The 25,522-nt window shown below is 60.1% G+C and carries 24 protein-coding genes; 11 read left to right on the plus strand and 13 right to left on the minus strand.

Annotated elements, in window-relative coordinates; genetic code table 11:
- Nucleotides 1–31: 31 nt before the first annotated feature.
- Both ACIPSK_RS08950 and ACIPSK_RS08955 read left to right on the plus strand, forming a co-directional pair.
- Complete coding sequence (locus ACIPSK_RS08950; RefSeq protein ID WP_162117452.1) at nt 32–736, plus strand: response regulator; 705 nt, start codon at nt 32–34, stop codon at nt 734–736.
- Entirely contained in the window at nt 736–1,749 is a 1,014-nt protein-coding gene (locus ACIPSK_RS08955) for a sensor histidine kinase (protein ID WP_162117453.1), read from the plus strand. Before ACIPSK_RS08950 ends, ACIPSK_RS08955 begins: the two co-directional genes overlap by 1 nt.
- A 74-nt stretch (nt 1,750–1,823) precedes the next feature.
- Here ACIPSK_RS08955 and ACIPSK_RS08960 read toward each other — a convergent pair whose 3' ends face one another.
- Nucleotides 1,824–2,423 (minus strand): TetR/AcrR family transcriptional regulator, encoded by a 600-nt coding sequence (locus tag ACIPSK_RS08960; RefSeq protein WP_162117454.1) that lies wholly within the window; start codon nt 2,421–2,423, stop codon nt 1,824–1,826.
- 120 nt (nt 2,424–2,543) lie between these two features.
- Between ACIPSK_RS08960 and ACIPSK_RS08965 the strand changes: the two genes are divergently transcribed.
- Nucleotides 2,544–2,972, plus strand: a complete 429-nt coding sequence (locus tag ACIPSK_RS08965) for a hypothetical protein (RefSeq protein WP_017968828.1) — start codon at nt 2,544–2,546, stop codon at nt 2,970–2,972.
- A 94-nt stretch (nt 2,973–3,066) separates the two neighbouring features.
- Complete coding sequence (locus ACIPSK_RS08970) at nt 3,067–3,459, plus strand: VOC family protein (protein WP_026154633.1); 393 nt, start codon at nt 3,067–3,069, stop codon at nt 3,457–3,459.
- Nucleotides 3,460–3,561: 102 nt separating this feature from the next.
- Here ACIPSK_RS08970 and ACIPSK_RS08975 read toward each other — a convergent pair whose 3' ends face one another.
- The 7 genes from ACIPSK_RS08975 to otsB all read right to left on the minus strand — a co-directional run bounded on the left by ACIPSK_RS08975 (nt 3,562) and on the right by otsB (nt 10,448).
- Nucleotides 3,562–4,326 (minus strand): SDR family NAD(P)-dependent oxidoreductase, encoded by a 765-nt coding sequence (locus tag ACIPSK_RS08975; protein ID WP_017968829.1) that lies wholly within the window; start codon nt 4,324–4,326, stop codon nt 3,562–3,564.
- 54 nt (nt 4,327–4,380) lie between these two features.
- Complete coding sequence (locus tag ACIPSK_RS08980; protein WP_017968830.1) at nt 4,381–5,109, minus strand: SDR family oxidoreductase; 729 nt, start codon at nt 5,107–5,109, stop codon at nt 4,381–4,383.
- Nucleotides 5,110–5,135: 26 nt separating this feature from the next.
- Nucleotides 5,136–6,395: a sugar ABC transporter permease gene (locus ACIPSK_RS08985; protein WP_017968831.1), complete on the minus strand. Its 1,260-nt coding sequence runs from the start codon at nt 6,393–6,395 to the stop codon at nt 5,136–5,138.
- Nucleotides 6,392–7,213: an ATP-binding cassette domain-containing protein gene (locus ACIPSK_RS08990; RefSeq protein WP_017968832.1), complete on the minus strand. Its 822-nt coding sequence runs from the start codon at nt 7,211–7,213 to the stop codon at nt 6,392–6,394. The genes ACIPSK_RS08985 and ACIPSK_RS08990 overlap by 4 nt, the downstream gene beginning before the upstream one ends.
- Before the next feature lie 71 nt (nt 7,214–7,284).
- Entirely contained in the window at nt 7,285–8,358 is a 1,074-nt protein-coding gene (locus tag ACIPSK_RS08995) for an ABC transporter substrate-binding protein (protein ID WP_017968833.1), read from the minus strand.
- 224 nt (nt 8,359–8,582) lie between these two features.
- The gene (locus ACIPSK_RS09000) at nt 8,583–9,467 is read right to left on the minus strand and encodes a helix-turn-helix domain-containing protein (protein ID WP_017968835.1); all 885 of its coding nucleotides are present in this window, start codon (nt 9,465–9,467) and stop codon (nt 8,583–8,585) included.
- Between the two features lie 201 nt (nt 9,468–9,668).
- Nucleotides 9,669–10,448: a trehalose-phosphatase gene (gene otsB / locus ACIPSK_RS09005; RefSeq protein WP_017968836.1), complete on the minus strand. Its 780-nt coding sequence runs from the start codon at nt 10,446–10,448 to the stop codon at nt 9,669–9,671.
- 124 nt (nt 10,449–10,572) lie between these two features.
- Between otsB and ACIPSK_RS09010 the strand changes: the two genes are divergently transcribed.
- The 5 genes from ACIPSK_RS09010 (at nt 10,573) to repC (ending at nt 16,638) form a co-directional block, all read left to right on the plus strand.
- Nucleotides 10,573–11,658 (plus strand): ROK family protein, encoded by a 1,086-nt coding sequence (locus tag ACIPSK_RS09010; RefSeq protein ID WP_017968837.1) that lies wholly within the window; start codon nt 10,573–10,575, stop codon nt 11,656–11,658.
- Nucleotides 11,659–12,498: 840 nt separating this feature from the next.
- On the plus strand, nt 12,499–12,675 hold the full coding sequence (locus ACIPSK_RS09015; protein WP_020486290.1) for a hypothetical protein: 177 nt from the start codon (nt 12,499–12,501) through the stop codon (nt 12,673–12,675).
- Nucleotides 12,676–12,936: 261 nt separating this feature from the next.
- A complete protein-coding gene (gene repA / locus ACIPSK_RS09020) occupies nt 12,937–14,154 on the plus strand; it encodes a plasmid partitioning protein RepA (RefSeq protein WP_017968840.1) in 1,218 nt (405 codons plus the stop codon).
- On the plus strand, nt 14,151–15,140 hold the full coding sequence (repB, locus tag ACIPSK_RS09025; RefSeq protein WP_017968841.1) for a plasmid partitioning protein RepB: 990 nt from the start codon (nt 14,151–14,153) through the stop codon (nt 15,138–15,140). The genes repA and repB overlap by 4 nt, the downstream gene beginning before the upstream one ends.
- Before the next feature lie 199 nt (nt 15,141–15,339).
- Nucleotides 15,340–16,638 (plus strand): plasmid replication protein RepC, encoded by a 1,299-nt coding sequence (gene repC, locus ACIPSK_RS09030; protein ID WP_017968842.1) that lies wholly within the window; start codon nt 15,340–15,342, stop codon nt 16,636–16,638.
- A gap of 476 nt (nt 16,639–17,114) precedes the next feature.
- Here the strand turns inward: repC and ACIPSK_RS09035 are convergent, their stop codons facing one another.
- The 5 genes from ACIPSK_RS09035 to ACIPSK_RS09055 all read right to left on the minus strand — a co-directional run bounded on the left by ACIPSK_RS09035 (nt 17,115) and on the right by ACIPSK_RS09055 (nt 22,089).
- Nucleotides 17,115–17,453: a DUF2147 domain-containing protein gene (locus ACIPSK_RS09035; protein ID WP_017968843.1), complete on the minus strand. Its 339-nt coding sequence runs from the start codon at nt 17,451–17,453 to the stop codon at nt 17,115–17,117.
- A 329-nt stretch (nt 17,454–17,782) separates the two neighbouring features.
- Complete coding sequence (locus ACIPSK_RS09040; RefSeq protein WP_162117531.1) at nt 17,783–19,012, minus strand: alpha/beta hydrolase; 1,230 nt, start codon at nt 19,010–19,012, stop codon at nt 17,783–17,785.
- Between the two features lie 130 nt (nt 19,013–19,142).
- Nucleotides 19,143–19,355: a hypothetical protein gene (locus ACIPSK_RS09045; RefSeq protein ID WP_017968845.1), complete on the minus strand. Its 213-nt coding sequence runs from the start codon at nt 19,353–19,355 to the stop codon at nt 19,143–19,145.
- On the minus strand, nt 19,352–20,092 hold the full coding sequence (locus ACIPSK_RS09050; protein WP_017968846.1) for a DUF2092 domain-containing protein: 741 nt from the start codon (nt 20,090–20,092) through the stop codon (nt 19,352–19,354). The genes ACIPSK_RS09045 and ACIPSK_RS09050 overlap by 4 nt, the downstream gene beginning before the upstream one ends.
- Nucleotides 20,093–20,280: 188 nt before the next feature.
- The gene (locus ACIPSK_RS09055) at nt 20,281–22,089 is read right to left on the minus strand and encodes an adenylate cyclase (RefSeq protein WP_026154637.1); all 1,809 of its coding nucleotides are present in this window, start codon (nt 22,087–22,089) and stop codon (nt 20,281–20,283) included.
- Nucleotides 22,090–22,456: 367 nt separating this feature from the next.
- Here ACIPSK_RS09055 and ACIPSK_RS09060 point away from each other — a divergent pair, with 367 nt between their 5' ends.
- Together ACIPSK_RS09060 and ACIPSK_RS09065 are read left to right on the plus strand one after the other, a co-directional pair.
- A complete protein-coding gene (locus tag ACIPSK_RS09060) occupies nt 22,457–23,890 on the plus strand; it encodes a DUF1254 domain-containing protein (protein ID WP_017968848.1) in 1,434 nt (477 codons plus the stop codon).
- Between the two features lie 183 nt (nt 23,891–24,073).
- Entirely contained in the window at nt 24,074–25,510 is a 1,437-nt protein-coding gene (locus ACIPSK_RS09065) for a DUF1254 domain-containing protein (protein WP_017968849.1), read from the plus strand.
- The last annotated feature ends 12 nt before the right edge of the window (nt 25,511–25,522 follow it).

Consider the following 25,522-nt stretch of genomic DNA (forward strand, 5'->3'; position numbering starts at 1 on the left):
CAGGCACGACAACCAAACGCAGGACTGGTGGATGGCGCCGCGCATTCTCGTCGTCGATGACGAACCTCACATCCGCGACGTGATCTGCTTCGCGCTCGAGCGCGCCGGCCTGGCCTGGATGGCAGCCCGCAACGGCACTGAAGCGATGACCGCCTTCCGCCGCGGCGGCATCGATCTCATCATCCTCGATATCGGCATGCCCGACATGGATGGTCTGGAAGTCTGCCGCCAGATCCGCAAGACGTCGGCATTGCCGATCCTGTTCCTTTCGGCGCGTGACGAGGAGATCGACAGGGTACTGGGTCTCGAAATCGGCGGAGACGATTATGTCACCAAACCGTTCAGCCCGCGCGAACTCGCGGCGAGGGTCAAGGCGATTTTGAAGCGTAGCGGCAATGAAGCGGGGCCTGAAAGACGCCACGCCACCCTTGTCGCCGGTGAGCTCAGCCTGGATCGGCGCGGCAGGACGGTCATGTTTGGCGAGAGCACCATCGCAATGACAGCGCTCGAATTCGCAATCCTGGACGCATTGTTGTCACGCCCTGATATGGTTTTCAGTCGCGAGCAACTGATGGAAGCGGCCTATGGCGCCGGTACCTGTGTTGCTGACCGGACGATCGACAGCCATATCCGCAACATCCGGGCCAAGTTCCTGGCGGCCGGCGGTCAGGGGATCATCGCAACCGTTCACGGTATCGGCTTCAAGCTCGGCATCAAAAGCGGGAGGAAGGCCTGATGCCGGCACCGAAAGTCAGGACGAAATGGCGGCCGACGCTGGCGCTGATCGTCTACGTCGTGCTTCTCGCGGTTATGGCATTGCCGATCCTGATCGTCATCTGGTTTCGTGCCGTGGAGGCGAGTTCGAATCGGATGGCACCGGCGGAAATCGGCGCCCTCGCCGTCGTCTTCATCCTGACGCTTGGCGTTGCCTATGTGCTGACGCGCACCATCACTGGGCCTATCGACGCTTTGATCGCCCGGACCGAAGAGATCGCCCGCGGCGGCAAGGGAGCAATCCGGCCGCTGGAAAGCTATGGAACGCGCGAGATCGCCGTCCTGTCGCAAAGCTTCCTCGATCTCGCCGGAAAACTGGTCGATCGCACCGAATATGTCCGCTCCTTTGCCGCCCATGTCTCCCACGAGCTGAGATCGCCGCTGACGGCCATCCGGGGTGCCGCCGAACTTTTGCGTGACGATGACGTAGAGAGGCCCATGACGACGGTGCAGCGTTTGCACTTTCTCGACAACATCGTCGCCGACGCCGACCGGCTCGATGCATTGTTGCAGCGGTTGCGGGAACTTGCGCAGGCGGAAACGCCCGTGGCCGAGGGCAAAAGCAGCGTGACGGACATCTTATCCTCGCTGCGCGGGCGATTTCCCGCTCTCGATATTTCCAGCGCAGGCGATACAGAAATATCGGTTGCCCTTCCTCAGGAAGCCGCCGGCATCGTCTTTGCCAATCTTGCCGAAAACGCTCTTCAGCACGGCGCCACGCTCTTGGAACTCAGAGTATCGGCCGACGCCCGAACAGTCATCATTCTCGTCCGTGACGACGGCACCGGTATTTCCGACGCAAATCGCCAAAGGATCTTTCAGCCGTTCTTCTCAACCCGCCGCGAGCAGGGCGGTACCGGCATGGGCCTCGGTATCGTCCGCGCCATGCTGAGCTCCCATGGCGGTACGATCCGCCTGCTGCAGATGACCGGCGCCGGTGCCGAGTTCGAAATCACCATCCCGGGACCGAGCTGACGTTCCAGAGACTGATCGGAGCTCTGCGCCGAAAGGCGATCCCCTGAGCAAGGCAATATCTCCAAGCGAGTGGATCAGTTTCCAGGCTCTATCGCCGTCAATGCAGCCTGCGCGATGACATCTGCAATGCGTTTGGATAGCGCCGGGTCGGAAGCCGCGCGGGCGAGGGTCACACCGCCACTGAGCATGGCGAGCAGCAAGATCGCCTGATCTTCCCGGCGCCTTTTGTATTGACCCGGTATCTCACCCTCCGGCAAGCCGACAGCAACTTCATCGATGAGACGTTTGAGCTCTGTCGTATAGGCGCTTCGTGTTTCATCGTCTGCGCGCATGACGTCGGGGGAAAGGCTCGGCAGAGCGCAGCTCTCGCCCAGATCGCAGGTTCTTTTATAGCCGAGATAGTAGCCGACGAATGTCGTTAGCCAGTCTTTCGGTTCACTGGCCTTTAGCGCCGCAATTCCTTGCCGCAGCTCTTCGAGGCCCGTCAGCACGGCGGTGCGAAAGGCTTCGCCCTTGGACTTGAAATGTCCATAGAAGGCACCGTTGGTCACGCCAGCCGCCTTGGTCAATGCATCGATGCCCGCACCGCCATAGCCTTCCTTTCTGAAAACCTGTCCAGCCGCCGCAATGACGCGCGTTCGGGTCTCCTGCTTGTGTTCGGCACTGTATCGCATGAATATCCTTTGTAAGAGTGATCACTCTTTATGCCTTGCTAAGAGAGTGATCGATGTGTATGTATAAAGAGTGATCGGTATATATCAAAAGCGGTCACGGTTCAAACAGGGAGATATACGATGCCTATCACACTCACCGTGCCTGAAGGCCTGCTTTCGCAGGAGGCTCAGGCCCAAGCCTTTGCCGGATTGACGGAGGCAGTGCTCGATGCCGCCGGCTTGACCGGCAATGACTTCATGACAGCCAATATTATCGGTACGATCAACGTGCTGCCGCGGGAGCATGTGCTTGCGGCTGGGGAGCCGGTCGCTGCAGCATTCGTCGAGCTCAAGCTGCCCGAGATAGCGCTGGTGAGCGCTGAAGCAAGACAGTCCTTCTTCGAAAAAGCGGCCGATGTCATCGAACGGGCCGCCGAGGGCCGGCTCAAGCGCGAACACATATGGTCGAACATCGTCTACGCACCTGAAGGGGCCTGGGGTATCGCTGGCCGCAGCTACAACAACGCCGATCTCGTCGGCGCCATCCAGGGTGCGGTTGCCGCCTCGTAACGATCGCGGCGTACGCTCGGAAATCTCAGACTTGACGCAATGCCGGGCCGGCGACACCAAGGCGTCGCGGTCCGGCGCCTTGACGGAGCCAGCCATGCAGCTTGCCAACTATCTGTTCTTTTCCACCGGTTGCGAAGAGGCGCTCGCCTTCTATGCCGAATGCGGGCTTGGCCGGATCACGCAATTGAAGCGCCACGGCGCTGACGGGATGTCCGTTGCGAGCGAAGCCATGCGGGGCAAGGTGATGCACGCTCGTTTCGAAGGACCTGGTATTCTGTTCTTCGCCTCGGACAATCACGATGCCGAGCCGATGCGAGGCTCCGCCCATATCGTGATCACGGACGACCGCGACAGTACCGACAGGCTCTTCGCTCGGCTAGTCGAAGGCGGCAAAATCACGACGCCACTGGCCGTCCAGCCATGGGGGAGCTACTACGGCAAGTTCACCGATCGTTTTGGCGTCCAGTGGATGCTCGATTGCCTATAGCATGATGCCGGAAAGTGTGAGCGGTTTTCGGACGACATCATGCTCTAAGCCTCGCCCCGACCAAGCGGCCGCGAGCACCCTCCCCAATCTCGCGTTCGCGTCTCAGCGCGTCGTATAACCGCCGTCGATAACCAGCACTTCGCCGGTGACATAACTTGCCGCCGCCGAGCAGAGGAACAATGCGGCACCCGCCACCTCCTCCGGCTGCCCGACGCGTCCCATCGGGGTCATGTTGCGCCAGGTCGGAAACCAGTCGGGATTGTCGATGCCGCCGCGCGACAAATCGGTCTCGATATAGCCGGGGGCGATGGCGTTGACGCGGATGTTTTCAGCGGCAACCTCGCTAGCGAGGCTCTTGGTCATCATGTGGACCGCTGCCTTGGAGGTGTTATAGGCGACCTGGTTCTGCGGAATATTGGACACGATGCCCGACATCGAACCGATATTGAGGATGACGCCGCCGCCCTGGCGCCGCATGGGTGCGAGTGCGGCGCGGCAGGCGCGGAAGACGGCGTCGACATTGACGGTCATGATCTCGCGCCAGATGGCATCGGAAAACTCGCCGCTGTCGCCATGAATGGCGATGCCGGCATTGTTGACGAGGATGTCGAGCCGTCCTGTTCGTGAAAGGGTTTCACCGACGAGTTCGTCGGCAGCACTTTCCTTCATGAGGTCGGCGGCGATGAAATCGCAATCGACGCCGGCCTTGGAGAGCCGGCCTTCTGCCGCGGTATTGCGAGTTCGTCCCGTGATGAGGACTTTGGCGCCCGCCTCGCCGAGCGCCTCGGCGATCGCAAGCCCGATGCCGCGCGTGCCGCCGGTCACCAATGCCACCTGTCCGTTCAGGCGAAATCTGTCGAAGATCATGGCCGTTTCCTCTTGAGTAGGCGTTCCGCGATTGTTGAAGCGATCGCACTTTCGTCAGATGTCGGCGCTTTGCGGCAGAATGACAAGATCGCGGATCGTGATGTTGCGTGGGCGCGTCAGCATGAAGAGCACCGCTTCGGCCACTTCGTTCGCCTCCATCAGGCCGCCCGCGGCGAGCGCCTCATCCAGCTTCTCCTGCGGCCAGTCGCTGAGAAGGGCGGTGACCACGGGGCCTGGAGCGACGGCGCCGACGCGCAAGCCATGCTTGGCTACCTGCCGCCTCAGCGTATGGACGAATGCCTGGACCGCATGTTTCGAGGCCGTGTAGATCGGCTCCCAGACGACTGGGATCATGCCGGCAACGGAACTTGTCAGGATGATATCCCCGGTCTTGCGCTCGACCATGTGCGGCAGAACGGCATGCACCGAACGGAATGCGGCGTTGATGTTCAGATTGAGCATCCGGTCCCAGGCATCCGGATCGCCGTCCAGCACCTCGCCGCCGATATAGGAGCCGGCATTGGCGTGGAAGATGTCCAGCTGGCCGGCTTTCTCCAGAATCTCAGGCATCATCCGTGCGACGCTTTTTGGATCGGTGAGATCGATGACCAAGGGGATGGCGTTGGCGTCGAGTTTCGAGCAGATTTCCCGCAACGCTTCCTCGTTACGGTCGACCAGCACCACCCGAACGCCGGCGGCAAGCAAAGCCTTGGCGCATTCCAGGCCGATACCCGACGCCGCTCCGGTGACGGCCGCGACTTTTCCAGACAGATCCTGTCCCATTTTCTTCCTCTGTTTTCTCGGTTGCTTTAGGCTCGGCCGTGCGAAATTCGCGATCGGCGTGCCAGCGAGTCGACGATGACGGCGACGGCAAGGACAGCGCCGGTGATCATGTATCGAAGTGACGATGACAGATCGAGAAGCGTCAGCCCGCTGGCGATCGACTGGATGACGATGATGCCGAGAAGGGCTGAATAGGCACTGCCGCGCCCGCCAAACAGGCTCGTGCCGCCGATAACTGCTGCGGCGATGGCATTGAGATTGACGTCGCCCGTGCCGGCCTGCTGACTTGCCGTCGCCAGCCGTGCGGCGGAGAGCACGCCGCCGGTTGCCGCAAGCAGGGCGCACATGACGAAAGCGCTCGTATAGATGCGAGAGACGTTGATGCCGGAACGACGGGCGGCCTCCCTGTTGCCGCCGACGGCATGCATCGAGCGTCCCCATTTGGTGCGCGTCAGCGCATAGTTCATCGCGGCGGTGAGCCCGACGAAAAGCCCAAACATCCACGGAATGCCGCGCGACTGGTTGAGATAAAACGCGACAGCTTCAAGAGCCAGTGTGATGATGACGGCGCGCAGAAGCAGCCCGCGAGCCGATTTCGACGAAAGGCCGGCGGCCCGCCGGCGCGCCGAGGTGCGGTAGCTGGCGAAAAAGAAGGCAATGCCGGCAAGTGCCACCAGCAGATAGGCGACCGGGTCCGGCATGACCATGATCTGGCCGAAACTCACAAGCCAGGAACCATAGGGGAGATTGATCGAGCCGGTCGCTCCGAGGATATAAAGCTGCAGGCCGAGAACAGCGAGCAGCCCCGATAGCGTCGACACGAAGCTCGGCATGCCGAAGCGGTTGAAGAGAAACGCGTAGAGCGAGCCGATCAGGGCGCCGACGATCATCGCGGCGAGGATGGCCAAGACCACCGGCCAGCCCTGGTTGACCCAGAAGACGCCGACCAGTGCCGAGGCGAAGCCGCTGACGGAGCCGACGGACAGATCGATCTCACCCACCATCAGGATGCAGACGATACCAAGCGAGATGACGCCGACCGTCGAGCAGTCGAACAGCATGTTGACGAGGTTGCTGCTGGAGAGAAACACCGGATTGAGCGCCTGGAACACCGTCCAGATGATCGCCAGGCCGACAATGACCGGCAGCGAACCGAGATCGCCGGAACGGATGCGATCCCCAAAGGCGCGGATCGAGCCGGCAAGGCTATCGTCATGGTGCACTCTTTCGTCACTTCGGTCGAGGAGTGCCGGTGCTGCCGGTTCATTCTGGATGGTCTTCATCATTGCCTGCCCTCCTCGTTCTGTTGGCTTTGCGCCTTGCGGCGCATCGCGCGGCGGGAGACGGAATTGTTGGATGCGCCGGTGATGGCGCTGACAAGCTGTTCGTTGGATGCGTCAGGCGGCATAGTGCCGTTGTTGCGGCCGAGCCGAAGGACGACAATACGGTCCGCGACGGCACGAACGTCCTCCATATTGTGGCTGATCATGATGACGGCGAGGCCGCGCTCCCGAACGCGCTCGATGAGGTCAAGCACCTCGGCGGTCTGGGCAACGCCAAGTGCAGCTGTGGGTTCGTCGAGCATGATCAGTTTCGGCTCGAGCAGCAGCGATCGGGCGATCGCCACCGTCTGGCGCTGTCCGCCAGAGAGTGAGGCGACGGGTTCGCGCACGCTCGGAATGCGGGCGGAAAGCTCGTTCAAGAGCTTCCAGGCGGCGATCTCCATCGCGACCTCATCGAGCTGAAACGGACTGAGCTCCTTGCCGAGAAAGATATTCGCGACGACGTCAAGATTTTCGCAAAGCGCCAAATCCTGGAAGACGGTGGCGATGCCGAGGTCGAGAGCCGCGCTCGGGCTCGACAGGTTGACCGGTTTGTCTTCGAAGAAGATCGCACCCGAGCTCGGCTGGTGCACGCCGGCCAGGATCTTGACCAGCGTCGATTTGCCGGCGCCGTTGTCACCCACCAGCGCCACGACCTCGCCGGCATACACGTCGAGTTCGATATCGGTGAGCGCCGACACTGCCCCGAAGTTCTTCGATATTCCACGCAGACTGAGGACAGGCCGACGGGAAGGGTCAGGAGTATGAGAGGTTTCAGACATTGCCTGGCCTTTCGAAAAAGCGAAAATCGGAAGCGCGACCGGCGGCCCAGCCGCGCTTTCCCTTGGCTCGACTACTTGGCGATGCCGAGCTTCTTGCAACCGTCGGCATAGCGGCCGGCGCACAGCTCCTCGGCAGTGTTGATCTTCTTGTCGATGATCTCCGCCTTTAAGTTTTCGGCGGTAACGACAGCCGGTACGAAGAGCTGTGCGGGCGTGTCGTAGAGCGTCATCTCGGCCTTGATCGTTTCTCCGGCGAGGAGCTTCACGGCGACGTCGGCAGCGGCGGCGGCGACGATTTCGCTCGGCTTGGAAATCGTATTGTACTGATCCCCTGCTATGATCAGCTGCAGCGCGGCGATCGTCGCATCATTGCCGGTCACCGGCGGCACGGGATCGACACCCGCTGCCTTGAAGGCTGCGATGGCGCCGCCACCCGTGCCATCGTTGGCGGCGACCACGCCGACGATCTGTTTGCCGAAACGGGTGATCTGGCCGCCCGCCCATTGCTGGGCGTTCGCGGGCTGCCAGTTGGGCGTATCGAATTCGGCAAGCGTCTTGTATCCGCCGCTCGCGAGTCCCTCGTGAATGCCGTCCTTGATCAGCCCGGCAGCCGCATCGGTCGGCGAACCGTTGATCTGCAGGATGCCGCCGCCATCGGTCGGCACGTTCTCAGCCTTCAGATGCTGGACGAGCGATTCCGCGATCGCCTTGCCAATCGCCTTGTTATCGAAGGAAACGTAGAAATCGGCCTTGCCTTTTGGAATCGGGCGGTCATAGGCAATGACCTTTACACCCTGGCTCTGTGCGAGCTGGACGAGCGATGCGGCGGCCGCCGAATCCACCGGGTCCAGCACGATGACCTTGGCGCCTTGCGTGATCGCCGAATTGAACTGTTGCTGCTGTTTTGCGATATCGGCATCGGCGTTTTGATAGAGAACCTTGCACGACTCGCAAAGCTTCTTCATTTCCGCGACGAAGCCCGGGTGATCGTGCTCCTCGTAGCGGGTCGAGCCCTGGTCGGGCATGAGGAATGCCACTGTTGCACCCGAAACGGCCGTTTGCGCAAAGGCGGAAGTACCGCCCAGCAAGGACAGGACAAATACCGCGGCGCCTGCCGCCTGTGTTGAGAATTTCATCATTTCCATCTCCTCCCGTTGAAATAATTGTGTAGGTTCGTGATTGCACTGTTTTCGCTGTGGCCGTTCGGCTGGATGAACGGTTGCGCCTGTTCCGGCGGTTTGACGTTTTCGAAGACAAGCATCTCCAGTCGCGAGCCGCTCATCGTGTGCCCGCGTTCAAGTCAGTGTCAGTTTTCGTTCCTCCTCCTCCTCGTCCTCCCTCGTCCTTTGGACGTGCTCGTTCGGCTCCTCTAGGCCGCCTTTGCCACGTTGATATTGTCACCCAACAACCGACGGAAACGGGAAGGCGTCATGCCTTTTTCCGCGAGAAACTGCCGGTTGAAGTTGGACAGATTGTTGAAGCCGACCTCGAAGCAGATATCGGTGATCGATGCGTGGGCATCGCTCATCAGTATCTGGCAGGCCAGGTTGATGCGCAGGCGTTTGACATATTGCACCAGCGACATGCCGGTATGGCGGCGGAAGCCGCGCGAAAAGGCGCCTGTCGATTGTCCAGCAATCGCCGCGAGATCGGCTTCGTCGAAGGATTTGGTCAGGTGTTCCCTGATATAAGCGAGCGCTTTGTTGATGCCGGCCGACATGTAACCGGAGGGATCGGGCAGATAGCTCGGGCTGGCGAGAAGCTGCGCATCCTGTGCGCGGCTGAGCAGGCCGACGATCATCATGAAAAGCTCGATACGGCGCACACCCTGCGCCTGCTGCACCTCGTTCATCAAAGGTGCGACTTGCCGGCTGGTCTCGGCGCCGAAAAGCACGCCGCGGCGGGAGGCTTCGAGAACCGGTTCGAAGGGGCCTAGTTCGGCCAGCACCTTCATCGTGTCGATGATGAAATTCTCGCTGAACTGGATGAGCTGGCATCGAAGCGGAATGCTCGATCCCGTCGGGACATCGCTGATCCAGTTATGTGGAAGATTAGGTCCGGCAAGCACAAGGTTGCCGGGCTCGAACTCGCCGATGAAGTCGCCGACGAAATACCGTCCTGTTGTCGCCACGACGAGATGAAGTTCGTATTCCGGGTGAAAATGCCATCGAACCGTATGGTAGGGATAGCCATGCGCCTTCGTTGCGAAAGATTCGCCCGGGCGGATCTGAATGACTTCCAAGTCAGGTTCCATTGTTTCCTCCTCCGAGGACGGCTCGAAGCCCGCCAGCCAAATTCCCTTTTTGGCTTTATTGTTGAAGCGGAGTGTAATGGGCTCGTGTCACGCCCGCCACCACGATTCCCAGTCAAAACCGATACTTTTTTGACAATTGACGCTGCGCAGCCGTCGTAAAGACGACAGCAATCCGCATTGCACATCGCCTAGGGGCTGGCCTCAAGCGGCCAGGGCTGCAATGACGTTTCTGACCAGCGCAGAAGAGGACAGGCGGCTCGTGGCGCAGCTCGGTGCACCGATCGCGCCGACACGCACGGAAACGCCGCCACGCGCATTGGCGATCGCAAACATCGACTCATCGGTCAGATCATCGCCGATGGTAATCGGGGAGCGGTTCTTGAACGGGTCGGACTGGAAAAACCGCTCCAGCGCATCGCCCTTGCTTGATCGTGCCGGACGCAGCTCGAACACCATCTTACCAAGCTGCAATGCCCAGTTCGGCCCGGCGAGCTCCGCATAGTGATGCATCCGGTCTTCGAGCACCTTTTCATATTCAGGCGCGAGCCGGTAATGGGCGGCAACGGCCGCGCCCTTGTCCTCGATCAAGACGCCAGGATAACGCTCGGCTTCCGCGGTCAGGGCACGCTTCAGCGCCTGAAACTCAGCTGTCGCCTCGATCGTCTGCATGCCGGCGGCGTTCCTGATTTCTGCGCCGTGCAGGCCTGCTGTCGGAAATGCAAAGGGTTTGAACAGCGCGTCTGCATAGGCAAGCGATCGTCCGGTGACCAATGCCAAGGCACCGCCGAGCTTGTTCGACAGCCTATGAAGTTGTCCAGGAAGCTCCTCCGGCACCTCGATCGCATCCGGTGTAGGCGCAAGGTTGAGCAGCGTCCCGTCGATATCGAGAAACATCGCCCAGTGGTCCGGTTCCTCCAAGACCATTGAAAGCATTTCCTGAGTAGCGGTGTCGTCCTGCACGGCATTCTCCAAACTCTGCAATTATTGAAGCTAGGTCGCTAGTCGACGGGGACAAGGTGGCCTTTCAGACTCCGGAACATACAGAGGCTGGTCCGCGTTGTATCTCGCCGCCCGTTCGAGCACTCGCGCCGTAGAAGGTACATTGATGGCCAAAAGCAGTTCCGATCCCCGTGATCAGGTCAATGCCCCGCTGGCACATGGCGCTTTAAATCTGCCATTGGTGACGATCGACGACTACAACAACGAACTGCGTGACAAGGATGGTTTCGTTGGCGACAACGCAAATAAAAAGACGTTCCAACAGAAGCTCGACGATTGGAGAAAACGCATCCGCAAGGTCGGAGACGACCCAATAGGCAAGACCGCGACGGAGAAACTCTCCAAGAAAAAAATCGACGCCCTTTTGAAGGGCGATGATTTGGCGGCGGCGGCGTTGGTCATGGGAGCAGTGGAGGATTTTGCGCAAGACTTTGCCGATGTGATCGGCAAGTTTCTGAAGGATAAACGTTGGGGAAAGACAGAACGCATCGTCGTTGGCGGCGGCTTCCGTCGGAGCCACTTTGGTGAACTAACAATCGCCAGGACGATGGTCATTCTCAAAGCGGCCGGGGTCGACGTCGAAGTCGTGCCGATCGTTCACCACCCCGATGAGGCCGGACTGATCGGCGCGGTCCACCTGATGCCGCGCTGGATGTTCAAAGGTCACGAGGCGATCCTCGCCGTCGATATCGGCGGCACGAATGTTCGCGCCGGCGTTGTTAAATTCGGAAACGACGACGTGCCGAATTTTGGGGATGCAAGCGTCTGGGAATCCGCCATCTGGCGTCATGCCGACGACGAGCCGAGCCGCACCGCGACCATCGAGAAGCTGGCCGCAATGTTAGAGGATCTAATCGGCAAGGCCGAGAAAGCCAATCTGAAGCCGGCGCCAATCATCGGCATAGCATGTCCTGGCATCATCAAAGCGGACGGCTCCATCGAACGCGGCGGACAGAACCTGCCCGGCGGAAACTGGGAGAGCGACAGCTTCAACCTTCCCGCCGCACTGATCAAGGCTATTCCTGAGATCGGCGACGACAGCACATTCGTGATGATGCACAACGACGCCGTCGTGCAGGGATTGTCGCAGATCCCTTTTATGAACGACGTGTCGAGATGGGCAGTGCTGACCATCGGCACGGGATTGGGCAACGCGCATTTTACCAATCGCGAGGGAACGAAGGCGCGTTAGTGGAATCCCTGCCCCGTCAACCCTGCTGGCAAGGAACGCACGATCGACCGCGATGCGGGCCCGGCCGGCGCGGTGGAGGATTATGGTAAATAGCAGGTAAACAAGAAGGAATTCCCTAGCCGGAAGCGAACTCGCCAATAAGTTCCGTTAGGAAAGATTGCCGCTTTGTGGGACATAGAGTGAGGTCTGATCGATCGGGCTAGCGGCAAAACGTCGGCGACACCCAACCAGCACCTGCCGATCATACCCGTCGAGGCCTGATTCGCCTAGCATGCGATGTTTTGATATTTGCGGTTGATGACGCATCGGGACGTCGTCAACCCTGTTCGTGCTCGATTGGACTGGTGTCAGCGACTTGGCCTGCCGATTGATCGGATCACCGGACAGACGACCGTAACCTCTTTAACGCCACCTGCCCCCTCAGCATTCCGCCGACTTAGATCGGCAAGAACTTTCAGGCTGCACGCCCCCTCCCCCGATAGCGCGCAGCAACGGCGCTCTCCTGGTGTAAGACCCGAACCGGCATCTCGGAATTCCGGCGATGCCGCATGATCGGAGACAGCGCCGGTTCGCCGGTGCCGGCAAAGATGCGGCCTTTCGCATGGCAGGCCGCATCTGCACGGCACTCCTCGATCTCTGCGCGCAGAAGCGATCCGAGACGGCGAGCGTCGCCGCCGAAGACCGCATTTCAGAGCGGCGCTTGAAAGATGGAGGTCTCCTCCCCTTTCTCGCCTCGCATCGGAAAAGATGGTGATAACGCTGGCGGACAGTTCTCGGCAGGTTCAAATTGCGCTTATCTCTGCGGCTTCACGCAATCGATGCGCAGACGAAAGATGGATCATGAACTTCAAGGGAATAAGCGCTCCGCTCAATGCCGGCCGTCTCGAACAAATGCTCGGCCTTGCGCAACCACGGCGCGATGCCGAAACGCAGGACGCAAATGACAAGTCTTCCGGCAGTGAACCTGCCCGCGGGTTGGAAGCCGAAAGCCTGTGCCGTTCAATTGCCTATAAATGAGAAACGGATTGCCTGATCCGACGCGCCCAAGCGGTGGATGTTTTCTCCAGTGAGTCGGTAATGGCGTTAAAGGCTGGCATCGACGGATATGGGCACGACCGGCATTGTCAGCTGACAACTCAGCTAAGATTCCGAAATTCCACATGATTTTTTCGTCGAATCCGGTTTGTTATCCATTGGCCAACCAAGAAATCGCTTGACGGAATCGGCAGACTCACGATCATTTGCGTAAAATGACCCGATTTATCAGGATTTGCGTGAATGCCGACCAAGGCCGCGATTGTTGAGAAAGCCAAGAGAGCGACTCGAGTTTCGATCGACGAGACGATCGCGCAGGACTCGACGATGCTCAGCAGTCAATTGCAGGTGCTGTTCGAGCGGTTGTTTTCGCCCGACGCCCGCAAATCGCTGCGGCGGTTCAGCAGCACGGAGACTGCCAAGCTGCTCGGCGTTACCGACAGCTATGTTCGCCACCTCGCCGCCCAGGTGGAAAGCATCAATCCGGAAAAGACGGCGGCCGGTCGACGGGTGTTCTCGCTTGTGGAAATCCATGCAATGCGCCACCATCTCGGGCGCACTAAACCCTCCTATCTGCCGATGCGCCGGCCGGGCGACCATCTCCAGGTGATCGCCGTCACCAATTTCAAGGGCGGTTCCGGCAAGACGACGACATCAATTCACCTCGCGCAGTTCCTGGCCCTTCGCGGCTACCGCGTGCTCGCCGTCGACCTCGATCCGCAGGCGTCGATGTCGGCGATGCTCGGGTACCAGCCCGAATTCGATGTCGGCGAAAACGAGACGCTTTACGGTGCCATCAAATATGACGAAACGCGCCGCGACGTAGCCGACATCGTCCGCCAGACCTATTTTCCGGGGCTCGATCTCATCCCCGGCAATCTCGAACTGCACGAGTTCGAGCACGATACTCCAAAGGCGCTCGCCGACACCAACCGCGACGACAAGGATATGTTCTTCATGCGGGTCGGCAATGCGCTGCATTCGCTGGAGCAGAGCTATGACGTCGTCATCATCGATTGCCCGCCGACCCTCGGCTTCCTGACGCTGTCTGCTCTCTGCGCTGCCACCTCCGTCCTCATCACCGTCCATCCGCAGATGCTCGACGTCGCGTCGATGAACCAGTTCCTGACGATGACTTCCGACCTTCTGGCCGTGGTCAAGCAGGCAGGCGGCAATCTCGATTATGATTGGATGCGCTATCTGATCACCCGCTATGAGTCCAATGATGGACCGCAGGCGCAGATCGTCGCCTTCCTGCGCAGTCTGTTCGGCGAGCGCGTGCTGACCTCGATGATGGTCAAGTCCACAGCGGTCTCGGACGCGGGCCTGTCCAAGCAGACAATCTACGAGGCGGGACGCGAGACGATGCATCGCCAAACCTATGACCGCGGGGTGGAATCCGTCGACAGCGTCAATGCCGAGGTCGAGCAACTCATTCGCAGCGCATGGAGCAGGACATGAGCCCAAAAGGACGCGACATCCTGAAGAGCATGGTCGGTGCGGTCGAGCCGACACGGCCGGAGGTGCCGAGCGTTCAACAGCCGCATCGGCCATCGGGAGCAGTCAAGGCGATGAACCTGTCGCTCGGACGGCTGGGAGAGGAAGCAGCGGCCGCCAAGGCGCTGCGCGAATCGCTGGCCTCCGGCGACAAGGTGCTGGAGATCGATCCGGCTGCCGTCGAAATGTCCTTCATCCGCGACCGTATCCCGGTCGACAAGGATGCCGAGTTCGAACGATTGAAGCAGTCCATCCAGGAAAGCGGGCAGCAGGTTCCGATCCTGGTGCGGCCGGACCCGGGAAGGGCCGGGCGCTACCAGGCCGCCTATGGCCACAGGCGCCTGCGGGCCGCCGCAGAGATCGGGCTTCCTGTTAAGGCCGTCGTGCGAAAGCTCACAGATGAAGAGCTGATCCTTGCACAGGGTCAGGAAAATGGCCCCCGTGTCGACTTAAGTTTTATCGAACGGGCATTGTTTGCTCGTCGCATGGATGAACATGGCTTCAGCCGCGACATGATTGCCAAGGCGCTGGCGACGGACAAGCCTGAAACGTCAAGGCTCCTGCAGGTGGCACAGACGATCGACCCCGAGATCATTCTCGCCATCGGCCCGGCCCCCAAGGTCGGTCGTCCACGCTGGTTGGCGTTTGCCGAGAAATTCAGAGAGACGGGCGGACAGAAGAAGGCGCGGGCTGCAATCAGTGCCGCCGGTTTTGACGCGTTGGAGACCAACAGCCGCTTCGATGTCATCTGGAAGGCACTGGAGGAGAAGAGCGCACCGCAGCGGGCCGAGCAGACGCTCCGGACCCAAGGCGGCGCGCCGCTTGCTTTGGTAGCCCGTTCCGGCAAAACCTTTCGCATCACCGCCAGATCGGCGGCGTTTTCGGAATTCCTAGCTCAGCGGTTGATAGGCCTCGCCGCCGAGTTCGAAGAGGAAAATGAGGGAAAATGAGGCAGTTAGACCGGTTGTCAGCTGACAATCCGAATAGGAGATAACGCGCAAAAGAAAAAAGCCCCCGAACGTCACCGTCACGGAAGCTTTCCTCGTAGTCTTGAACACCTCCGAGAATCGCACTTCCGAGAATCGCTGTCAAGAGTATTTGGCGCCGTTTTGGTGAGTGGATTTCTTTTGCCTCGTTGAGGTGGAAGATATGGAAACCGGGAATGTGACGACGCCTTTCGGGCGGCGGTCGATGACGCTTGGCATGCTTGCAAATCAAGTCATGGCCGGGGAGATCAAGCCGGATCAGTCGGTCGATAAGTGGAAATTGTTTCGCGCGCTATGCGAAGCAAAGCCGCTGCTCGGCATCGGCGATCGAGCGCTTGCCGTGCTCAACGCTCTTTTGAGCTTTTATCCGAAGAATGAGCTGGCCCAGGGAAACGGTTTGATCGTCTTCCCGTCGAATATCCAGCTTTCGCTCAGAACGCATGGCATGGCCGAGCAGACTGTGCGGCGTCATCTCGCCGCGCTCGTCGAGGCAGGTCTTCTGCTGCGCAAGGATAGTCCCAATGGCAAGCGTTATGTCCGCAGAGACAGGACAGGGGAGGTCAACGAGGCTTTCGGTTTCTCGCTTGCGCCGCTGCTTGCCCGTGCCGAGGAGATCGAACGGCTTGCGGCCGAGGTGATGGCGGAGCGGCTGCATGTCCAGCGTCTGCGTGAACGCATCACTCTTTGCCGCCGTGACATTGCAAAACTGATCGAAGCGGCCGTTGAAGAAGACATCCCTGGGGATTGGCAAAGCCTATACCGCGAATTCCGGGACCTGATCGAAGGCCTGCCGCGATCGCCGACAACAGCGCAGCTTGAACTGATGCTGGGTGAATTGACGGGCCTGCGCACAGACGTTCTTAACCAGCTGGAAATTCGAGTTAAATCAACAAAACAACGCGGCAATGCCGATTATATCGAGCGTCACATACAGAATTCAAATCCCGACTCCACCATTGAACTTGAACCAAGCTTCGAACCGAAGCAGGGAGCGATGGCAGAGCAAGACAAAGGGCGAGAGGCGGAGACGCTGGAAGAGGGGAGGGCGGAGACAACCCATCCGGGCCGGCAGGAGGAAAGTCGGCAGTCGGGCGGCCGCAACGATGGTGGCGGACTGAAATCCTTCCCGCTCGGCCTCGTTCTGCAGGCCTGCCCGGAAATCCTTGCCTATGGACCGGGTGGTGCGATCCGCAACTGGCGCGATCTGATGACCGCAGCGGTTGCGGTTCGATCGATGCTGGGCGTCAGTCCGTCGGCCTACGAGGAGGCCGCCAATGTGATGGGTGCGGAAAATGCCGCGACCGTGATGGCATGCATCCTGGAGCGCGGCGGCCACATCAATTCGGCCGGTGGCTATCTTCGTGGCCTGACGCGGCGAACCGAAAAGGGCGAATTCGCGATCGGCCCGATGCTGATGGCGCTTCTGCGGGCAAATGTGCCGGCCGGGCGGAAAGTTGGATAGGTCTTCGGCTCCGTGCGGCGGTGCCCGCGCGGCTTTGAGCGGCCGGGTAGCGATGTCGATCTTAATCTTAAAACGCCATCGGAATGGCAGGCGCTCGCAGGCGACCGGGTGATCGGAGCGATCATGAAGGAGGAGAGGAGGGGCCTTGATCCTAAACGCTACTCGTCTGACGTTTGAAGACACGGAATCCGCCCCCCGCATCGATCGCCTACCGTACCATTCATGCGTTCGCACCCCATCGCTAAACGACGACTCGATCTTGCGAAGCTCGCTCCCGCTCATGGTAGCCGTCCAAGGGGCGGGCGTCTTCGTAGTGATCGGGTTAGGAGGCCTCCTGGAACTGTTGGCGGAACCGGGCCGGCGTTGAGGTAAGTTGTGACGAGACGAAGGAGAACCTCGCTCTACCGCGCCCGGCGAGAAACACGTGCAACCGGACATTGTGAAGGCGTGATCGATGCCATCCTGTTGTGCAGTCGTCAAAGACGGGGCCAGGTCTGCGACTCGCAGACGACCTTAAGGACGCAGCCCTTCATTTTCAGCGCGTCGCCGGAGACCGTCAGGGAGCCGTCGTAAGTCTTTTTCGCATCTGGATCGGTGATCTTGCCCTCGTAGCTTCCGTCCTTGCCATTGAAGTTCCCGATCTGCTCGCCGGCATGCTTGCCGGACTTCAACGTGATGCAGTAGCCACTGCCACAGGGAGCGATCGCGGCGGTATCGCCAAGTTCGGTCTTCCAGTTCCCGACGATCGGGTCTTGTGCATAGGCGATGGCTGCGGAGGCTGCGAGTGCGGCGGCAGCGAAAATTATGCGGTTCATGATGTCCTCCTTGGTTGAATTGGCCCGGAGTCTACGCCTTTGCGCCAGGCGAGGCTCGTAGCTTCTGGTATGCTCTGTCCGATTGGGACCTGCACTTTTGCGGAACTACTGATCGTAAGAAAAGAACGCCCAAAGCCAATCCGGAGAGGCATTGCCGGTTCGTCTCGAATACCACGACGTTCCTTTACGATGAGGGACGTTCAGTTCGGGAAGAGGAACGTCAGCGCCACGCGGCAGCCGAGCCCTTGAGGTCCGTCCGTTCACGGGGGCATCCGCCCGATACCGGATCCCGGCCGTGAGGCTGATTGGCTGCTGCAGATTGAAAGTCATTATTGCCGTCCGCAGTTCGGCGCCGGTCGTCCTTCCTCGCAGTGTTTGACTGCTGGCTGCGCCCCATTCGTGCCCGCCAGGTCGTTGACGTGGCTCGCATAGTTGTCTCGCGTATCCTGATCGAGCGCGGCAACGGGCGCGGCTAGAACCAGACCAGCGACGTTGCCCGCGGCGGTCGCCGCCCCGGTGGTCGCAACCAAGATCTGATCGCCAAGTCCGACGTGACTGTCGGTTAGCGTCTGCCCTTCCGAAATGCGCTGGCCAATGAGCTGCACGATTTGTGGCGATTCCGCGAACTTGCCGTGGTTCATGCCGTCGCCGGATTTGATCTTGGTAAGGTCGATCACCATGATCTTGTTGTCCTCGAGCTCCTTCTTATACGGGGCCTGCTCCGGGTCGATGGCGCCGAGTCGGGAGACGTCGCCCCAGACCCGGCGCGAAAACGCCAGCGCCTTGTCGTCACGGGAGACAAACAGCGTGAACTGTGGGTGCTGCTTTCCCATATCCGCAATCTGCTGCCGGAACACGTCCACGTCGACGTCGGGAGCCGCCAGCATGACGTTCTTGAATTTCTCCGGCAGCCGGCCGTTGCGGATAGCCATCTGGCGCAAGGATTCCAGAGCCAGCCAATTGCCCATCGAGTGCGCGAGGATCGAGACTTCCTTCACCTGGGGATCCTTTGCCAGATACTGGAAAAGCGTCTCGAGGGCGTTGCGGGTATAATTGGTGCTCTCACGGTCATAGCCGTAGGCGAGCAGGCTGCCGCGCGACGGCCATGTCACCAGGATGGGCGCACTATGGACGCCGGAGTCGTGAACGATCTGCGCGAAACGGTAGACCGCATCCTCGAACCGATTGTTGAAACCGTGAATGAACACGAGAACGCTGCCGTCGGGAGTCTTCCTGACGGTCGCGCTCAGCCACTTCTTGGCTTCGTCGACGTTAAGATCGTCGGCTTTCACGGTGGCAAAGTCCGTCGCCGGATTGGACGGCAATCTCTTCGGCCAGGCGACCTGTCCTTCCTTGCGAACCTTGCTGGGCGGAATCGAGATCGTCATGTCGGCGAAGGCCGGGGCCAGCGCACGTTCTCCGTTGAACATCTCGCCCGGAACGGTCGACCGGGTGCGGGTCGTCGCGATCAGCATGTCGACCTTCGGCGACCGCGGTGACGTGTCGGCCACGGGTGTCAGCACGTCCTTTGGATGGCCGCCACATCCGGGTAGTGCCATGATCATTGAACATACAAGAAACCAACGAAGCCAGCTCGTTTGAGCCGATACCGGCGCTACGCCACTTTGACTGCCCACAGATCACCCTCATCAAAAAAATGTCTACAGACAGCCCCTCGATCGCCTCGTCCTAACAGTAGTAGACGCCGACCGCGCAGCGCCTGACGGTGCGCCGTGCCACTCCGGCGACGCTGACCGGCGTCAGCGGTCGGCCGATCCGGGCTTCGGCCGGGGTTACGATGCCGTCTGGCACAGGAATTGAAAAATTCTCGGCGACCTCAAGCCCGGCAATGCCAACGATCGCGGCGATCAGGAGCACTCTCACGCGTCTGAACAGGGTCATTGTTTCGCTCCTTTTGCGAGGTGATCGGGAAGCTCGTCGGTGTCCTCGAGCTTCGACAGATCGATCTTCTTGGCGTCCGTCGTATTTTTGAACGTGTAGTCCGCTGCCAGGACGTCGGTGCCCGTCTTCCAGTCGCTGATCTGGATGCTGTACTGCGGCCCCTGGTCGACCTGGTTCGCGGTGATCACGTAGCGGCAGGGGTAGGGATGGTCGCCCTGGGCGATCCAGATCTGCCAGTCCACCTCCTTGGTGCGAAAGGCCAGGTGATCGCATTCGACGCCGCCGATGACCCCGCTGCCGAGATCCTTCACGTCGGTCACGCCGTCCATCAACGTGCCGTAGACGTCGGGCATCAGGAGGTCTGCACCGGGAACGGGCCGATGCAGCTTGTCCCGCATTTCGTCCACGAGGTGATCGATCGTGCCGGGCACCTCGGCTTGCGCATAGAGATTGGCGTCCTTGCCGAACATGGTCGCCGTCTTGCCATCGAATGTCATCTCGACATTGGCAAACCCGCCATGCCGGGTGACGCGGAGCTTGTCGGGTCGGCCCATCTCCATCTTGCCGGAGCTTGCAAGCAGGATCTTCTGATGGTCGGCGGTTACCACCTCGAGATTGGTGTCGTAGTCGAATGAGATCGCCTTCTGAGAGGCGAGATAGTCCGACATCGCCTTCACCAGCTTCTTGGCATCGGTTTCGTCGGCACGGGTTGCCGACAAGGATCCGGACACAAACATGGCGAGCGCCCCGGCCGCGAGTGCGGTCGCGAACTGCTGAGATATTCCTGATGGTCTGGTCATCGATGCATGCCCTCCCGAGCGGATCGTTGCAATCCGGCGAACTCTACAGTCGGGCGACGGCAAACGCCCGTAACATCTGGTAGCATCTGTGCCGAAACGGCTCGGTGCGCTGCCCTCCCGCGGCGCTACCGTGGGACCAGCACAGCCGATCCTTGAGGCCGCCACAGCATCGACGCCTCCACCTCGTCGGACGCGGGAAGGCCAGCCTTTCTGATATCCGCGATCAGTCTTGCCCTGTCGGCGGGCCGGAAGTTTCTCGCCTTGAGTTCGGCCACCACGTTGGGAATGAAATCCGGCCGCATCGCGTCGAAACTGGAAGCCTCGCGGCGGGCGTCGTCCATCATCCCCGCATTCAGGTAAATGACCGCGGCGACGGCATGGAAGAGCGGAAACTTCTGCAGATTCGCCTGCTTGATCTCGATGACTGCAGTCTCGTCGTCATGCAGCATGTAGGCGGCGAGCGCGCGGGTGCCGTGGTAATAGCCGCCGCCGCCTGGGTTGAGGGCAAGAGCGCGGTCGAGCAGTTCGGCACCACGTTGCCATTCCCCACTCATCGCGACACGCGTACCAAACTCTCCGAGCAGTTCGGTATCGTTTGGATTGGTCGCCAATGCCTGTTCGCCGACGTGGAGGGCTTCGGAAACCTCCTGATGGAAGAACAACGCCGTCATCAGCGCCTGATGGGCGCGCGTGTTGTCCGGATCCAGTTGCACGGCGCGACGGGCCGCCTGCAGGCTGCGATCAATCGGAGCCGACCCGTTGGTGCTCGGATTGAACCGAAACCGATCCTCGTCGAGATAAATGATGGAAAGCATCGCCCATGCGGTGGCAAAGGATGGATAGCGGGCGACGGCTCGTTCGAGGCACTGCCGCACGTCCAAGTGCCGTGCGGCACTCAATTCCGCACGGTATCCATAGAAGCTCAGCGTGCAGGCGTAAGCGCCAAGATCGTCAGGGGGCGGATTGGAGACGTCAGCCTGAGCCATGATGCCGTAGGGCTGGGCCACTGCGCTCGCCACCTTGTTTGCGACATCAGACTGAATGCCGAACAGATCGCCACTCTTAATGTCGTCGTCGTAGGTCTGCGACCACAGGATTTCGTCATTCTCGGTACCAAGCAGGCGCGCCGTCACGCGAATGCGGTTACCCGAAACACGAACGCCGCCCGCAAGGAGGAAGCGAGCGCCCAGCTCGCCACGCACCTGAGACGCCTCGACGCCGGAGGGCAAGGACTTCGATGTCTCACGACCAAAAACCCTGATTTCCTTGAAGCGAGGAAGGGCGGTCAGAAGCTCCTCGGTCAGCCCCGCCGTATAAAGGGCAGCCTGCGGCCCGTCTCCGAGATTGGCGAATGGGGCGACGACGAGCGTCGGACCTTCCTCGATGGATCCCTGCGATGTCGAGCCCAACCTTATGGGTAGTAAGTAGGCAGAAACAGCCAGCGCCACTATGACCACACCGAGCATGATGCCAGCTCCAAGACCGAACGGCATCAGTTTCTGTAATCGTTGACGCACTGTTGTAAGCCGGTCGTCGGAAGACGCCGGAACCTCTTCATTCCAGACGAAAGATGGTGCGTAACCGCCTTTGGGGATGTCGATCCTGATCGGATCATTTTGTCCGGCGACCAAATAGTAGCGCTCCAGCGTGCGCCGCAGCCGACCAGCCTCGATACGGACTACGGGATCGTCCTGCTTGAACCCTTCGCGCCGCTTGAACACTTCGATGGCAATCGAGTAGCCCTTGATGCGCTCGGCGCGGCCCGCAAGCGCCTCCTCCGTGACATAGGTGAGGAAGGCGGCGCTTCGGCCCACCTTCGGAAATTCGCAACTGGAAAAGATGCGCTCGAGCTGAGCGCGAATATCGTCCTGGTTCGGTGGCGCGCGTGACAACCACGTCGCAACATCGTGCTCCGCTAGCAATTGGTTCTGCACGGCTTGCTCCTCACCCGCTCTTGAGGGACGCGTATGCAAGAAATGATTTTATTATCCCTATGGAATGTAACCTACCCTAGAAATTGGTTGCCGTCCATGACGATAAGATTGCCTCGGCGCAGTTCCCACGCGGCGAATTCAGGCCGGCGCCCTATCCAAATGTTGTGAAGTATCGCTCCGATTAGCGGCACTGGATGTCCGAAACGCGCGGCGCGATACTCGTATGTTACAGTTACATACTTGCGCTTTTACAGTGCCCGGCCACGATCGCGGTCGAAGGCAACCCCCGTGCCGCCTGGTTGGATGAGGCGGGAGGTGCTCCGAAGGGGATTTCGATAACTCATCGAATAAGACTGGAGTACGGCAAATGTTGACGAAGCGAGATCTACTTCGCTCCGCCGCGGCGATCGCCGCCGGCGCGGCGATTGCAAGGCCAAGCCCGCTGATGGCGCAGAGCTACCCCGACATCATCGAGGCCAAGAACATCGCCGAGGAAGGCTTCATCTACGGCCTGCCGCTCGTGATGAATTATGCGGTCATGCACGAGTTCGCCGTCGACCCGAAGTCCAGCCAGTTCAAGGCGCCGTTCAACAAGATCGACAACCTCAACCACGTGGCGACCTACGAAGACACAGCAGTCGTCACGCCGAACAGCGACACGCCATACTCCATACTGTGGCTGGATCTGCGTGCCGAGCCGATGGTGATCTCCGTGCCGGCGGTGGAGAAGGAGCGCTATTATTCGGTGCAATTGATTGACGGCAACACCTACAACTTTGGCTACATGGGTAGCCGCGCTACGGGCAACGATGCGGGCTCCTATCTCGTTGTCGGACCCGACTGGAAGGGCGAGAAGCCCACCGGCATCAAGCAGATCTTTTCCTCGACCACCCCGTTCGTGTTCGCCAACTTCCGGACCCAGCTTATCAACGTCGAAGACATGCCGAACGTGGACAAGGTGCAGGCCGGCTACGACGTGCGGCCGCTTTCCGCCTTCCTCAAGCAACCCGCACCCCCAGCCGCCCCGACGATCGATTTCCTGCCGGCCACGACGCAGGGCATCAAGGAAAACTTCTTCGATTATCTCGATGCCGCCCTCGAGTTCGTGCCGCCCACGGAAGAGGACAAGGCCATTCGTGCCAAGCTCGCACGTATCGGTGTGGGTCCGGGTAGATCGTTGGATTTCAAGGAGCTTCCGATCGCTCACAAGCTAGAAATCGGGCTTGGGATGAAGGATGGCGATGAAAAGGTCGCCAAGTTTGCGGCCAGCGGAAACAAAACGATCAACGGTTGGAGCGTCGGTTCGTTCTTTGGCGACCGCACGTTTTATAAGGCAGATTGGCTAAAACGTGCCGCCGCTGCCAAGGCGGGTCTCTACGGAAACGATGCTGTGGAAGCCATGTATCCCTTTACCCGTACGGATGCGGCAGGCGAAACACTCAACGCCAGCAAGCACAACTACACGATCACCTTTCCCGCCGGGCAACTCCCGCCGGTGAACTCCTTCTGGTCGGTGACAATGTACGACGGCAAGAGCCAGCTCCTGATCGAGAACCCGATCAACCGATATCTCATCAACTCGCCGATGCTGCCGGGGATGAAGAAGAACGAGGACGGTTCGCTCACGCTCTATATCCAGAAAGATAGCCCCGGCGCGGACAAGGAGGCAAACTGGCTGCCTGCGCCCAATGACACGATCTATCTCGTGATGCGGCTGTACTGGCCGAAGACCGAAGCGCCCTCGATATTGCCGGTCGGCGAAGGCACATGGCAGCCGCCGGGTATCGTTGCGGCGAACTAAGGCGCGCCGGCGGCCAGGCCGTCAGGGCTCGCCGCTTGCTGCTTACAACTGATCGGGGCTAACCGTCGACGAAAGTATCTGCTGCGCCCCGGAACAGACCGGCAGTTATTGCCGGTCTCAGCTTCGTGACCGTCAGTCGTTAGCCAGGTCATTGGGACCTGAGAAAATCTTGGAGAAAGTCCCATGAACGTTACACGCCGTACCGTATCGATCGCCGGCTTTCTTGCCGCAACGTCGATCGGCTCAACTGCAGGAAACGCCGAAGGCCTAATTTCCGACCTCATGGAAGGTTCGGATGAGTTCGGCCTCGCCGTCGAAGCCTATACGTTCGGCTATGCGCTGGTCACGATGGAAATGACCCGCCGCGTCATCACCAACGTCGCCGAGCCGATGGGAACCAAAGGTCCGATGGGCCACCTGATCAAGGTGCGCGAATATCCGAATGCGGCATTCCGCGACGTGACCGCGCCGAACGCGGACACGCTTTATACAACTGCCTTCCTGGATGTGGGCAAGGAGCCCTGGGTTGTCAGTCTCCCCGATCTGGCCGACCGCTACGGCCTTTTCCCGATGCTCGACGGCTGGACGACGGTTTTCGACGTTCCGGGGAAACGCACCACCGGAACCGGCGCTCAGACCTTTGCCGTGACCGGCCCCGGCTGGGAAGGTACGCTGCCGGAGGGCGTCAAGCAGTACAAGTCGCCAACCAGCATCGTCTGGCTGCTCGGCCGCATCTATTGCACCGGCACGCCGGAGGACTACGCAGCCGTTCACAAGATCCAGGATGAGGTAAAGCTTTATCCGCTGAGCGCCTACGGCAAGGATTGGACGCCGCCGGAAGGCGAGGTTGATCCGTCGATCGACATGAAGACGGCAGTGCGCGACCAGGTCAACAACATGGACGCAGTCGAGTATTTCACCCTGCTCGCCGAACTTTTGAAAACAAACCCGCCAACCGAAGCCGACGCACCTATGGTCGAGAAGCTTGCCCAGATCGGCATTGTGCCGGGGCAGGACTTCGACAAGACCAAGTTCGATCCGGCTTTCGCCAAGCGCGTCCCGCAGATCGCCTTCGCCCGCATCATGCTGCACTTCAAGTTCAGCGACGCCGACGTCAAGGACATCAATGGCTGGGGCTTCACGACCAAGACCGGAATCTATGGCGTCAACTATATCCAGCGGGCGCTGGTGACGGCGATCGGCCTCGGCGCCAACCGTCCGCAGGACGCGATCTATCCGACATCCATGAAGGCGGATGGCGGTCTGATCAAGAGAGCCTACAACGGTTCGGAAAAATACGTCCTGACCTTTAAGAAGGGCCTGACGCCGCCGGTTTCCGGCTTCTGGTCGCTGACCATGTACGACGCGGACTATTTCTTCGTCGACAATCCGCTCAACCGGTACTCCATCAGCGCCCGCCAGCCACTCAAGGCCAATGCCGATGGCTCGATCGACCTGTTGATCCAGAACGAATCGCCGGGACTCGACAAGGAATCGAACTGGCTTCCGGCGCCCAAGGGCAAATTTATCCTGATGATGCGGCTCTACTGGCCGAACGAGAGCAACCCTTCGATCATCGACGGCTCATGGGTCATACCGCCAGTCAAGAAGGTGAGCTGAGGTCGGATGTCG

It is taken from the genome of Rhizobium sp. LARHSG275 (genome assembly GCF_052871115.1).